We start from the raw sequence: 11,611 nt of genomic DNA, 5'->3' as shown, positions 1-11,611 counted from the left end.
CGAAAGGACTCGAACACCGATGGACATCGTCGAATCGATCATCAAGGTCTTGCTGGTGGGCCTGGTTTTCGGCGCCGGACTCCCCGCGCTGTTCGCCGTGGGCCTGCGTTGTCATGCCCAAGGTGCGCCCGGAGTCGGCGCGGACGGCACCATCTCGAACGGCAGTGCCTCCCTGCGACTGCTCGGTTACGTGATCTTCGCGATTGTCGCACTCGTCATCGTCACCGCGCTGCTGTGGATCACCCGCCAGACCATCTACTACTACTTCGACGTGAAGATCTTCCCGTTCGGTTACAAGTAGAGGCACCGTGGCGGACCGAGGCCAGTTTTTGAAGCGGATCGTGGATTGGCTGCGGGTCGGCTACCCCGACGGGGTGCCCCGCGAGGACTACGTCCCGTTGTTCGCGCTCCTGCGTCGTCAGCTGAGCGAGGAAGAGGCGGAGAGGGTATCCGTCGACCTCATCCGCGATCGAGGGGACGCACCGCCGCCACCCGAACCGATCTCGAAGATCGACGCCGGGGTCAAGATCACCGCGATCACCCAAGACCTCCCCCAGGAGGACGACATCGCCCGCGTCCGAAGGCATCTCGAGGCCTCGGGCTGGCCGTTCGACGACGAACCGTTGCTCTAGGAGCCGGACAGCGCTTGCGACAAGGACCTGTCGGTGCGTCATGGTTACATACGTGCACAGACCGAGCCGAGATCCGCAGATCCCTTGACTCGAACATATATTCGAGTACAGTGGAGTCATGTCATCGGGGGCGGGGGCCGGATCCACCACAGCGGTGGACCCATCACAGCATTCCGTCGAACCGCGCCTTCGTCCCGACAATGAACTCTCAGCCGCCGAACTCGTCGAGGTCTTGAATCATTGCGCAGGCCTGGCGGCCGCGTCTGCGCATCGAATGATGACCGTTGCCAGCCTCATTCACGACGAACGCGAAATGGACTACACCCAGCGCCGCGCCGAGGTGCACACCGGCGAACTCGACTCCATCGAAGCCTTCGACGCCCTGTCGGCGCGCGTCGCCGCCGGGGAGAACCCGTACGAGCAGTTCGGCCCGACCGGCCTCGAACAGGCCATCGCCGAAGTCGGCGCCACCCTCACGGTCACCCCGGCCGAAGCGAAAGAACTCATCGAAGCCGGTGACGCGCTGCGCTACCGGCTCGCGTTCACCGGACACGCACTCGCTTGCGGTCGAATCGACAAGCGTCGCTTCCTGATCGCCCTCAAGCGCACCGAACTGATTACCGATGACGAAGAAATGCAGACCGTCGACGCCCACCTCGCCGAGGCGATCTTCGCCCGAGCACCGATGTCCACGGCTCGGTTCACCGCCATGGTCGACGCGATCGTCGCGACATGGGCACCCGATGCGATCCGGCGACGCCAGGAACGGGTGACCAAAGACCGTAAGGTGACAGTCACCCCCGATCGGTTCACGCCCGGACAGTCCCGGATCTCCGGCACGTTGCCCGACGCCGATGCCGCCGAGTTCGACGCCCGCCTCTCGGCGATGGCCACCGCGGTACACACCGGCGACCCTCGGACGTTGGCCATGCGCCGCGCCGACGCCCTCAAAGCACTCGCCCGCGGCGAAGCCACCCTCACCTGCCAGTGCGCCGACTGCGATGCCGCCGCAATCGAACCCGATACCACGGTGGCGCAGGACCTCGACGACACCCGTGGCAACACCGACGCCCCGGCCGACGACACGGTGGTCACCGACGCGCAGGGCCCACCCGTGGGGCCGTCGCCGTCGCCGTCGCAGGCCCCGCGTGCGACCTTCCACATCGTGGTGAACCTGTCGACCCTGATCGGACTCGACGACGACCCCGCCTTCCTCGACAGACACGGCATCATCGATGCCGACACCGCCCGAACGCTGCTCGCCGAAGCCCGCCGCACCTACATCCAACCCACACCTGCCGAACCGGAAACCGCACCAGCACCGGTCGCACCCGAGGCCGACAGATCTTCGACGCGATACACCCCATCGAAGAAGCTGCAGGCGTTGGTGCGTGCAGGAGAACTGTGCTGCGCCTTCCCGGGCTGCAACGCCCCGGTCTGGCAGATCGATCTCGATCACACCGACCCGTTCGACCACACCGACCCACGACGCGGCGGGCCGACCGATGTGCGGAATCTGAAACCGCTGTGCCGGTTCCACCACCGCATCAAGACCTTCACCAGCTGGCAGGACCACCAGGACGAATTCCTCACCGCGTGGTTCACCACACCCACCGGCCACATGTTCGTCGGCAACGCCTTCAGCGGACGCGACCTGTTCAACAAACTCACCCCGAGACGGCCACCCGACCACCCTGCCCGTGCACGGCTGAACGACCTGCGCAACAGCGACTTCCGGCGCCAGCAACGCGCCGAACAGCGCTGGAACGACGCCAACCCACCACCCTTCTAAACACCAGGCTCCCGAGCACCGCCGGTCAGAACAACTCCGCCACGGTGCTCGAAGTCATGCGCCCATCTCGATTCTCGCCACCCTCCCACCGATGGTCTCGACCTCGATGACAGCCAAGCCACGACCACCGGGTGCGATCACGTGAAACCGCCTGCCACCTAGCCACATCGGGGTACTCGCACGCATTCGGTCGACGAATAACCGGGTCTCCTCGGCGACAGCGCGAGCACCGGCGACCACGGCCGATGTTCCCGGCGGGACCAATGACGGATCGGCGACACGGACGCAGTCATCGGTCAACCGCGCGATCATCGCGTCGAGGTCACCTCCACTCGCCGCGCCGAGGAAGGCATCGATCACGACGTTCACGCTGTCTGCGGGTAACAGCACTATCCGGGACGGAGCTGATCAAACCGCCACGCGGCGAGACGCCACACGGATATCGTCTCATGTGTCCATATGACGAGCTGAGGGATGGAGTTCGCGATGACCGAGCGAACCGAGCACTTCGACGCCGTCATCGTCGGTGCGCGATGCGCAGGCGCGGCTACGGCAATCGCACTGGCCACCAGGGGATCACGTGTCCTGCTCATCGATTCGGCCCGCTTTCCGTCCGACACCCTCTCGACGCACCTGCTCTGGCCGTCGACCATGGCCGAGATCCACGCGCTCGGCGCCCTGCCCGGCGTCGAGGACGCGGGCGCACCGCGTCTCCCGATCGCCGAGGCCGTCCTCGACGAGATCGGCTGGCGCACCACTTATTCACCGGTCTCGGGCATCGACTACGCGATGTGCCTGCGTCGCGCGCACCTCGACGCCGCCCTCCAACGAACCGCGGTCGCCGCCGGCGCCGACTTCCGGCAACCATGTCGCGCAACGTCGTTGATCTGGAAGGACGGCCGCGCCGTGGGCGTCGTCTACACCGATGACGACGATCGCGAACACCGTGCCGTCGCCCCGATCGTGATCGGCGCGGACGGTCGCAAGAGCATGGTTGCCCGCGAAGCGAGGGCCGAGATCCCGCTGATCTCTTCACCGAGCGGTCGGTCCTGCTACTTCGCGTACTGGACGGACCCCCGAACCGAGCTGCGCCACATCGCCTCCCAGTGGCGCGTCGGCGCCCTCCTCGGCACCGCCTTCCCCTGCGACGGCGGCCAGACGCTCTGCCTCCTCCAGCCGCCGATCGGAATGGACAGCGAGTTCCGCGGCCGGAAGGCGACCGACGCCTACCTGGCGGGTGTCGCCGCGCTACCCGGACTCGCACGCCGCCTCGAAGAGGCGGAAATGACCTCCCGCGTCCGTTCGTGCACCGGCATCGAGTCCTACTTCCGCCGATCGAGCGGGCCGGGCTGGGCGCTGCCCGGCGACGCCGGACACTTCAAGGATCCCGTCACCGCACAGGGCATCCGAGATGCCTACCGGTACGGCCGCCTGCTCGGTGAAGACCTCGCGCCCGTCCTGCGAAACCGTGACCCCGACCCCGACGCCGTCGACATGGCCACCGCGGCCTGGGCGAGACGTCGCGAGCAAGAGTGTGTCGAGATCTATCAATGGACGAACTTCTTGGCGGCCGGCACCCCACCGTCGCCGCTCGAGTACGAGGTCAACCGCCGGGCAAGGGATCGACCCGGGTACGCCGCGACACTCGGGGACATCTACAACCGGACTGCACCACCGTCGGCGATGCTGCCCATGTCTGCGCTACCGGGGCTCGTCTACAACGCAACTCGGCGGGCGACACTGCGCGAGGTCGCGACCGATCTGCGCACCCAGTCGCAACGCATGCGACGCGACCGACACGAACGCCGCACCCTCGAACGACTCAGCCCATCAACACCGACGACGACGGGTAGCTCTCGGCGAATCCGGTGGGCAGCGGTGCGATGAAGACGTTCTCAGTGCGGGTTCGGGTGATCCGCCAGCGACCGTCGTCCCTGCGGAAGGCGTTGTTCAGCCGACTCGACCGAAGGAGCGCGGTTCCGTCGGCGAACAGCCACGGCTGCATGTGAATCCACTGCCCTTCCGCGTCATCACCGTCGACCCGGATCTGCTCCGACGTGAGGTAGTGCGCATTGAGCAACAGCGCGGGGTCCCGTTTCTCACCCCAGAAGCGACGGAAATGCTCACGGATCGCCTGCTTGCCCTCGGCACGGCCGAACTGTCCGTCGTAGTACTCCCCGACCCCCTCCCACACCGCGTCGTCGGTGTAGAGGTCGACGATGCGTTCGATGCGCGCCGCGTCGTCCGCGAGACCGGGTTCGGGACACGGAGTGTCACACAGGAACATGTATCGCGCCTGAATCCGGCGGATGTCGGCTTCGGCCTCGAGCGTCTCGACCCGCGCCACAAGTGCCGCGATCCGGGCGTCGGTGTCCACATCGGTCATCGCCCGAGCACCTCCGCCACGGCGCGGGCCTGCTCGATCCACGTCTGGAGCTGTGCTCCGTTCACACCGGGCGGCAGCTGCGACAGCCGGAGCGTCATCGAATAGCCGCCGCGGGCATCCCGGATCGGCAGCACGAGGGAGCCGACGTCGTACGTCTGATCGGACCGCACGTCCCGAATGCGGTAGTCGACAGGCGATTTCCCGATGGACGCGCAGATCTCACGTTCCTGCGACGGCGTCAACCGGCCCCGTTCATAGGACTTCGTCGCCGCCCGCATCTCCTCGTAGGCGGTCGAGCCCTCCTCGGGCAGGAAGGACACCAGATAACCATGCTGCCGGACGAAGTCGAGCCGGTCGCGATGCAGTTGTCGCACATCGTCGTCGGCGTCGCGGAGTTTCGCCAGCCACCGCTCGCGGGTCTCGTCGTCCTGATCGAAGACATAGGTGTCACCGATCGGCGGCACCATCGGAATGCGGTATGCCAGACCCTCTCCCCGGTCGACGCCCGGCGCGGTGGCCGAGAGGACCACGGCCATCTCATCGCGGCTCACGGCCGTGAGGACCGACACCTCGCATCGAACGGACGTGGCCAGGGCCTCGACCTGCGGGCGGGCCGCGTGCGCGGCGTGGATCGTCGGCAGGATCTCGTGGTCCATCCGGGCCATCAGCGACGTGGACACGAAGCTGCCGTAGCCGCCCTGGAAGAAGATGAGCGGTGACACGGGGTTCGTCACGGCCAGGTCCAGGACCTCGCAGAGCGCGATCCAGTGATCGCCCGCCTCGACCACGTTGCGGATGCGGGTGTCGATCCAGGCCACGGAGTCGGCCAGCACCGGATCCCCGGACGGCGACGGGAACCACTCGATGCCCTCGAGCTTGTTCTCCCACCGCTGCGCGACCGTGAGCACGACGTCCTCCTGCTCACCACCGAGGATGTTGATGCACAACGACTCGCAGCGCCGCATCTTCTCGAAGGTGCGCGAGGTCTTCATCGGCATGAAGGAGACCAGCGGCGGGTCCATCGAGACCGAGCTGAAGGTCCCGACGACCATGGCCAGCACCGACCCGTCGTCGCCGCGTCCGGTCACCACCACCACGCCGGTGGGATAATGCCCCATCACATTTCGGAAGATGCTCGGGTCGATGGCGCTGATCACATTGTCGGACATCGCTTCTCCTCAAATCGGTTCGTCGCGGCAGTCAGGCGGCCGGGGAGTCGGCCGATTCCTTGACGTAACGCTTCTGCAAAGTGGCACCGAGTCGCTCCGGCCGCAGGAAGGCGATGCAGAGTGCGCCACCGACGAGCAGGACGATCCCGGTGATGGTGAAGGCCTGATGCACGCCGTCGGCCATGTTCCCGGCCATCTCCGCGCTGGGCTTCTCACCCTTCGGCGGTGAGACGTACCCGGCGTCGGTCATCAGCCATCCGACGAGGATCGGTGAGATCACCGCGCCGAACGACGCCACACCGCCGAGGGTCGCCATCAGGATGGGCCGCTGCCGGGCGCCGACCGCGTAACCGATCGCGGTGGCGGTCATCGGGAACGCCAGACTGCATCCGCCGGCGAGGCACAGCAGTGCCACCGCGGTGATCCCCGACGTCGCCTGGATCGCGATGAAGGACAGGCCCGCCAACACCGCGGCGCAGCCGAACGGTACGGCGATCGCCCGATGGGCCGAACTCCCGCGCCGCATCATCCGATGCCCGAGCGCACCCAGGCCGAGCAACACGAGCGCTCCGACCACCCACGGCACGGTCGTCATCGCGCCCACCTCACCGAGCGAGAGCCCGACGACGGTACCGAGGTACTGGGGCAGCCAGGTCGTCAGGAAACCCTGGACCCAGAAGTTCGACGCCCCGCCGATCACGGCGGACAGGAAGGCCACGCTGAGCAACGCCCGCCAGATCACGACCGGCTTCTGCTCGTCGACCGCGGAGGTCGCGACCTCCTTCGTGCCGGTCTCGCCGGCGTCGAGTGCCGGCTCATCCGGCGATGTGGTCTTCTTGGGCCGGTAGGGACCGTCCGCGCCGATCGCCCACCACGCGATCACCCACACCAGACCGATGATCCCGAGAACACCGAACGCCCAGCGCCAACCCCACACGGCGATGACCCAGGCGAGCAACGGTGCGGCGAAGACCGGTCCCAGGGTTGACCCGGCGGCGATGAGGTTCGACGGCAGCGCACGTCGTGTCGGCGAGAACCAGGTGTGCGCGGAGGTGAGCGACATGGCGGTGGCCGGGCCCTCCGCACCACCGAGCACGATGCGGGTCACGAGGAGGACGGCGGCACCGCCGCCGAGCAGCATCGGGAACTGGAGGACCGCCCACGTGACGCCCATCGCGAACAGGATCCATTTCACCGAGATCTTCGATGCCAGGAACCCGGTGATGACCGAGACGATCGCGTACAGGAAGAAGAACGCACTACCGATGAATCCGAATTCGGTTGGTGTCAGGCCGAGTTCGGGCATCGCGTCGGCCGAGACCAGACCGAGGACCGCTTTGTCGGCGAAGGCGATGATCTGGAACAGCACCAGCATGCCGGTGATGATCCACGCCCGTCTCGACATGCGGCTGAAGTCGATTCGTCGATCGGGGGTGGGTGATGACGACGACGTCGTCACCTCGGATTCTCTGATGGTCATTGCGTTTCCTTGGGCTGTCGGACTGAGATGACGCCTGGATTTCGAGGGCTGACATCGACGTTATGGGCACGCGCGCCTACGGCGATACGAGGGAAATCTTTACTGTCGCCGTGCTGCGGGACAGGGCAGACTGGTGCCAGAAAGAAGGAGGAACGGTGAGCTCGGCCTACTGGAAACAGCCCATCAGTGAGCAGGCGACCGCGGTCCACGAGAAGGTGGTGTCGGCGGAGGTCCTCGCGCAACAGGTTCGTGAGGAGATCGTTCGCACAGACGCCGACCTGCGCGCGTGGGTCGGGCTGTCCCCGGCCGTCGTCGACGACGCCCGCCGCCAGGATTCGATGCCGGGTCGTCGACCCCTGCGGGGTGTCTCCCTCGGAGTCAAGGACCTCATCGACGTCTCCGGTCTGCCGACCCGCGCCGGTTCGACCATCACCTCGTCGTTTCCCGTATCGTCGGATGCGCCCTGTGTCAGCAGGTTTCGCAATCTGGGGGCAGTGGTCCAGGGCAAGACGGTCACGACCGAGTTCGGCTACTTCTCGCCCGGGCCGACACGGAACCCGCACCAGCACGAGCACACCCCGGGCGGGTCGTCGAGCGGATCGGCGGCCGCCGTCGGAGCAGGCGTCATCCCGATGGCGCTCGGCACACAGACCGCTGGTTCACTCACGCGTCCGGCCGCATACTGCGGCGCGGCGGGCCTGGTCCTCGCCCACGGCTCGACAGACCTGTCCGGGGTCACCGGCCTCAGCGAGTCGCTGGATTCGCTGGGCATCCTGACACGGGACATCGCCGACCTGCAGTATGTGTACTCCGCCTTCTCGGGTCGCTCGCCGATGGTCCCGGGGCGCTCCACCGTCCGGACCGTGGTGGTGTGGGGCGGCAGCGATCTGCACCCGATCCACCCCGCGATGTCGGAGTTGATCAATCGGTTGCCGGGGCTGCTCGGCGGTGCCGGCGTCGAGACCCGGGCGCTCGAGTACGACGATCATGTACGCACCCTGGCCGACGACCACGGCACGGTCATGTCCCATGAGGCGGCCGGCACGCTGGACGGCGTCGTCCGGGAACACGGGACCGCACTCAGCCCGCAACTGCGCGAACTCGTCGACGCCGGGCGCGCGGTCGGCGTCGACGAGCACGCGGCCGCCCTCATCCGCCGTGACCGTTCCCGTGATCTCCTCGCCGAGGCGCTCGGCGATCACACCGTGATCGTCGGCCCCGCCGCGCCCGGCCCGGCGCCGCACGGTCTCGCAGCCACCGGTTCGCCCGTGCTGAGCCGTCCGTGGCAGCTCCTCGGGTGCCCGGTCGTCGTCGTGCCCGGTGCCACCACCGACGCCGGGATGCCCCTGGGCCTCCAGGTGATCGGGCTGCCCGGCCGAGAGTCGGCGCTGTTCGAGGTCGCCGCGGTGCTCGAGACCGAGCTCCGGTCGCATCCGGTCGTTCCGGCCTGAGTCCGGTTGGAAGAGAGAAGATCTGCCATGACGATCAAACCCCGTCCCGAGACACATCACCGGATGTTCCTCACCTGCTACGAGGACACCTTCAACTACGGCTGGCATCACGTCGACCTGTTCGTGCACGACGAGCACGGCCGGGAGGTCAACTGGGTGCACTGGACCGTCGAAGCCGACGGTCCGGAGGCCGCCGACGAGTCGGTCCGGCGCGAGGAGCCCTGGCTGAACCGGACCTCGGAGTGGCGGCACCAGGTCAGTGCCGTCGGCATGAACTACTGGACGGCAGACGCGGCGTGGGTATGACGGCAGCAGATGTGACCGCAACGGTGTACGTCGTCGACGACGACCCCGAACTGTGTGAATCGGTCGACTGGCTTCTCGGCAGCATCGGGATCTCGCCGCGCATCTGCCACAGTGCCGACGATTTCCTCGACCAATACTCCGGGGACAGCCCCGCATGCATCGTCCTCGACGTCCGCATGCCGACCATGAGCGGGCCGCGGCTGCAGGAGAAGCTGAACGAGTTCGCGCCCCATGTCGCCATCATCTTCGTCTCCGCCCACGGCGACATCCGGATGTCGGTGTCCACGCTGCAGGCCGGCGCGATGGACTTCCTGGAGAAGCCCTACGACCCCCAACGATTGCTCGACGCGGTCCAGGCGGGCATGGAGAAGGCCGTCGAGCGTTTCCGCACCCACGAGCAGAAGCGATGGGTCGAATCGAAGGTCGCACTGCTCACCCCACGTGAGCGGGAGATCCTTGCGCTGGTGGTCGAGGGGCTGCCCAGCCAGAACATCGCCCGCCGGCTCGACATGAGTGTCAAGACGGTGGACGTCCATCGGGCTCGCATCAAGAGCAAAACCGATGCCGACAGCATCAGCACGCTCGTCCGGGACATCCTGCGATTCGACGTCGCGGTGCCGACCGGCCCATAGACCTGCGGCTCAGTAGTAGTCGAGCACGAGCTTGTCGCCGGCGGTCCGTGAGACGCACACGGCCATCACTTCGCCCGATTCTCGCTCCGCCTTGGTCAGGACGTTGTCGCGGTGCTCGGGCTCACCGGACAGGACCCGCATGATGCAGGTGCCGCAGATGCCCTCCTGACACGAGGTGTCGACATCGCAACCGTTGTCCTCGAGGACCTCGACGATGCTCCGGTCGGCCGGGACGTGATAGGTCTCGCCGTCGAGCTCGACGTCGAACGCGGAGTTCGCCGACGCATCCGGCTGATCGGTGGCGTGGAAGTTCTCGAAGTGGACCGCATCCGCCGGGACGAAACGCTCGGCCAGTTCCCGGACCTTGGTCATGAAACCGTCCGGTCCGCAGACGTAGACGTGCGAGTGCTGCGGCGCCGATTCCAGTGCGGTGGCCAGGATCGGTCCGTGGGCCTCACGACCCACGCCGACGTGCGCGTGCAGCTTCTCCGGGCAGCGTTCGCGCAGCAGCGGCAGGAATGCCGCCTCCTCCGCCGTACGGGCGAAGTAGTGTAGCTCGAAGCTGATGCCGTGTACGTCCATGTACCGCGCCATGCTCAACATCGGGGTGATCCCGATGCCGGCGGCCACCAAGACGTGATGCGTTGCCGTGGTGTCGATCCCGAGCAGATTGCGTGGTTCGCTGATCTGCAACCGGTCACCGACACGCAACTCGTGCAGAGCCGCCGACCCACCGCGGGACTGGTCCTCGCGCTTGACCGCCACGGCGAACGACTCCCGGCCGTCGGGACGACTACACAGCGAGTACTGCCGCGTGATGGCGGTCGGCCCGACGACATCGATGTGCGCTCCGGGCGTGTACTCCCCCATCGTCGAACCATCCGGCTTCGACAGGTAGAAGGTCTTGATGCTCGGGGTCTCCTGGACGATCGCGGAGACGACGACGTCGGTGAGGGCCATGGGAGTGCTCCTGGTGGTGACAGTGGGTTCGGCGGTGCGGTCAGCGGACGAAGAGCCCGCCGTTGACGTCCCAGCACGCGCCGGTGACGAAGAAGGCGTTCTCGGCGGTCAGCAGGCCGACCATGTCCCCGATGAAGTCGGGGCTGCCCAGCTTGCCGACGGGTATCCCGGCGATCACGGCGTCGAGTTTCTCCGGCGGCACGGTTGCCTTCACGACGGGCAGGTCGTGGGGTCCCGGCGCGATGGCGTTGACCGTGACACCGCGCGCCGCAAGTTCTTTCGCGAAGATCTTGGTGACCGTGAGGATCGCACCCTTCGACGTCGCGTAGTGGGCGCCGGTGGCGGTGCCGCCGTTCTGACCGGCCAGCGAGGCCATGTTGACGATGCGGCCGTAGCCCTCCTCGGCCATCGCGGCACCGAAGACCTGGCAGCCGAAGAAGATGCTGTTGACGTTGGTGTTCAGCACCCGGTTGAAATCCGGCTCGTCCAACGTCATCAGATCGGCGGCCTGGGTGAGTGCGGCGTTGTTGACCACGATCGTCGGCGTGCCCCACAGCGACTGCACGTGCGCGAGTGCGTCGACGAAGTTCTGGCGGTGCGCGACGTCGAGGACTGCCGCCTGCGCGGTCGACCCGTCGGGCGAGAGTTCCTCGGCGATCCGCTGTGCCGCGTCGAGTGCGATGTCGGTGAGCAGGACGCGATGACCGTCGCGGTGCAACCGCCGGGCGATGAACGAACCCATTCCGCCGGCGGCTCCGGTGACGACCGCTATCCCCTTGGTGGTCGAGCTCATGTCCACTACC

General features: G+C 66.9%; 13 protein-coding genes. 7 read left to right on the top strand and 6 right to left on the bottom strand.

The features are described from left to right. The first annotated feature begins 19 nt into the window (after window positions 1-19). From BCM27_RS09540 to BCM27_RS09530, 3 genes are all read left to right on the top strand, one after another. Complete coding sequence (locus tag BCM27_RS09540; RefSeq protein ID WP_004572216.1) at window positions 20-301, top strand: hypothetical protein; 282 nt, start codon at window positions 20-22, stop codon at window positions 299-301. A 7-nt stretch (window positions 302-308) separates the two neighbouring features. Next, window positions 309-632: a DUF3349 domain-containing protein gene (locus tag BCM27_RS09535; RefSeq protein WP_004572215.1), complete on the top strand. Its 324-nt coding sequence runs from the start codon at window positions 309-311 to the stop codon at window positions 630-632. A gap of 118 nt (window positions 633-750) precedes the next feature. Continuing rightward, complete coding sequence (locus BCM27_RS09530; RefSeq protein WP_033203716.1) at window positions 751-2,424, top strand: HNH endonuclease signature motif containing protein; 1,674 nt, start codon at window positions 751-753, stop codon at window positions 2,422-2,424. Window positions 2,425-2,478: 54 nt separating this feature from the next. Here BCM27_RS09530 and BCM27_RS09525 read toward each other — a convergent pair whose 3' ends face one another. Then, complete coding sequence (locus BCM27_RS09525; RefSeq protein ID WP_051987020.1) at window positions 2,479-2,793, bottom strand: hypothetical protein; 315 nt, start codon at window positions 2,791-2,793, stop codon at window positions 2,479-2,481. 117 nt (window positions 2,794-2,910) lie between these two features. Between BCM27_RS09525 and BCM27_RS09520 the strand changes: the two genes are divergently transcribed. After that, on the top strand, window positions 2,911-4,311 hold the full coding sequence (locus tag BCM27_RS09520) for an NAD(P)/FAD-dependent oxidoreductase (protein ID WP_110117490.1): 1,401 nt from the start codon (window positions 2,911-2,913) through the stop codon (window positions 4,309-4,311). On the opposite strand, the gene BCM27_RS09515 is transcribed toward BCM27_RS09520, so the two are convergent. Genes BCM27_RS09515 through BCM27_RS09505 form a run of 3 tightly spaced genes read right to left on the bottom strand, consistent with a single transcriptional unit; the run spans window position 4,247 to window position 7,459 of the window. After that, window positions 4,247-4,810 (bottom strand): nuclear transport factor 2 family protein, encoded by a 564-nt coding sequence (locus BCM27_RS09515; protein WP_004572210.1) that lies wholly within the window; start codon window positions 4,808-4,810, stop codon window positions 4,247-4,249. The genes BCM27_RS09520 and BCM27_RS09515 overlap by 65 nt on opposite strands. Further along, a complete protein-coding gene (locus tag BCM27_RS09510) occupies window positions 4,807-5,979 on the bottom strand; it encodes a flavin reductase family protein (RefSeq protein ID WP_004572208.1) in 1,173 nt (390 codons plus the stop codon). Before BCM27_RS09510 ends, BCM27_RS09515 begins: the two co-directional genes overlap by 4 nt. A gap of 31 nt (window positions 5,980-6,010) precedes the next feature. Then, window positions 6,011-7,459: an MFS transporter gene (locus BCM27_RS09505; RefSeq protein ID WP_004572207.1), complete on the bottom strand. Its 1,449-nt coding sequence runs from the start codon at window positions 7,457-7,459 to the stop codon at window positions 6,011-6,013. A 155-nt stretch (window positions 7,460-7,614) separates the two neighbouring features. Between BCM27_RS09505 and BCM27_RS09500 the strand changes: the two genes are divergently transcribed. Genes BCM27_RS09500 through BCM27_RS09490 form a run of 3 tightly spaced genes read left to right on the top strand, consistent with a single transcriptional unit; the run spans window position 7,615 to window position 9,848 of the window. Beyond that, window positions 7,615-8,910: an amidase gene (locus tag BCM27_RS09500; RefSeq protein ID WP_004572206.1), complete on the top strand. Its 1,296-nt coding sequence runs from the start codon at window positions 7,615-7,617 to the stop codon at window positions 8,908-8,910. A gap of 27 nt (window positions 8,911-8,937) precedes the next feature. Further along, on the top strand, window positions 8,938-9,216 hold the full coding sequence (locus tag BCM27_RS09495) for a hypothetical protein (protein WP_004572205.1): 279 nt from the start codon (window positions 8,938-8,940) through the stop codon (window positions 9,214-9,216). After that, on the top strand, window positions 9,213-9,848 hold the full coding sequence (locus tag BCM27_RS09490; RefSeq protein ID WP_033203576.1) for a response regulator transcription factor: 636 nt from the start codon (window positions 9,213-9,215) through the stop codon (window positions 9,846-9,848). The genes BCM27_RS09495 and BCM27_RS09490 overlap by 4 nt, the downstream gene beginning before the upstream one ends. Window positions 9,849-9,857: 9 nt before the next feature. Here the strand turns inward: BCM27_RS09490 and BCM27_RS09485 are convergent, their stop codons facing one another. Both BCM27_RS09485 and BCM27_RS09480 read right to left on the bottom strand, forming a co-directional pair. Then, window positions 9,858-10,808: a PDR/VanB family oxidoreductase gene (locus BCM27_RS09485; protein ID WP_004572203.1), complete on the bottom strand. Its 951-nt coding sequence runs from the start codon at window positions 10,806-10,808 to the stop codon at window positions 9,858-9,860. 40 nt (window positions 10,809-10,848) lie between these two features. Beyond that, window positions 10,849-11,601, bottom strand: coding sequence for an SDR family NAD(P)-dependent oxidoreductase (locus BCM27_RS09480; RefSeq protein ID WP_004572202.1), 753 nt, complete (start codon window positions 11,599-11,601; stop codon window positions 10,849-10,851). Window positions 11,602-11,611 lie beyond the last annotated feature (10 nt).

This window comes from Gordonia terrae, assembly GCF_001698225.1.
GTDB lineage: Bacteria > Actinomycetota > Actinomycetes > Mycobacteriales > Mycobacteriaceae > Gordonia > Gordonia terrae.
This window is presented reverse-complemented; position numbering and strand designations above follow the sequence as displayed.

Excerpts from the sequence above, each read along its gene's own strand:
- BCM27_RS09530 (WP_033203716.1), top strand. The coding sequence starts at position 751 with ATGTCATCGGGGGCGGGGGCCGGATCCACCACAGCGGTGGACCCATCA.
- BCM27_RS09510 (WP_004572208.1), bottom strand. The coding sequence starts at position 5,979 with ATGTCCGACAATGTGATCAGCGCCATCGACCCGAGCATCTTCCGAAAT.
- BCM27_RS09520 (WP_110117490.1), top strand. The coding sequence starts at position 2,911 with ATGACCGAGCGAACCGAGCACTTCGACGCCGTCATCGTCGGTGCGCGA.
- BCM27_RS09540 (WP_004572216.1), top strand. The coding sequence starts at position 20 with ATGGACATCGTCGAATCGATCATCAAGGTCTTGCTGGTGGGCCTGGTT.
- BCM27_RS09490 (WP_033203576.1), top strand. The coding sequence starts at position 9,213 with ATGACGGCAGCAGATGTGACCGCAACGGTGTACGTCGTCGACGACGAC.
- BCM27_RS09515 (WP_004572210.1), bottom strand. The coding sequence starts at position 4,810 with ATGACCGATGTGGACACCGACGCCCGGATCGCGGCACTTGTGGCGCGG.
- BCM27_RS09505 (WP_004572207.1), bottom strand. The coding sequence starts at position 7,459 with ATGACCATCAGAGAATCCGAGGTGACGACGTCGTCGTCATCACCCACC.
- BCM27_RS09495 (WP_004572205.1), top strand. The coding sequence starts at position 8,938 with ATGACGATCAAACCCCGTCCCGAGACACATCACCGGATGTTCCTCACC.
- BCM27_RS09480 (WP_004572202.1), bottom strand. The coding sequence starts at position 11,601 with ATGAGCTCGACCACCAAGGGGATAGCGGTCGTCACCGGAGCCGCCGGC.
- BCM27_RS09485 (WP_004572203.1), bottom strand. The coding sequence starts at position 10,808 with ATGGCCCTCACCGACGTCGTCGTCTCCGCGATCGTCCAGGAGACCCCG.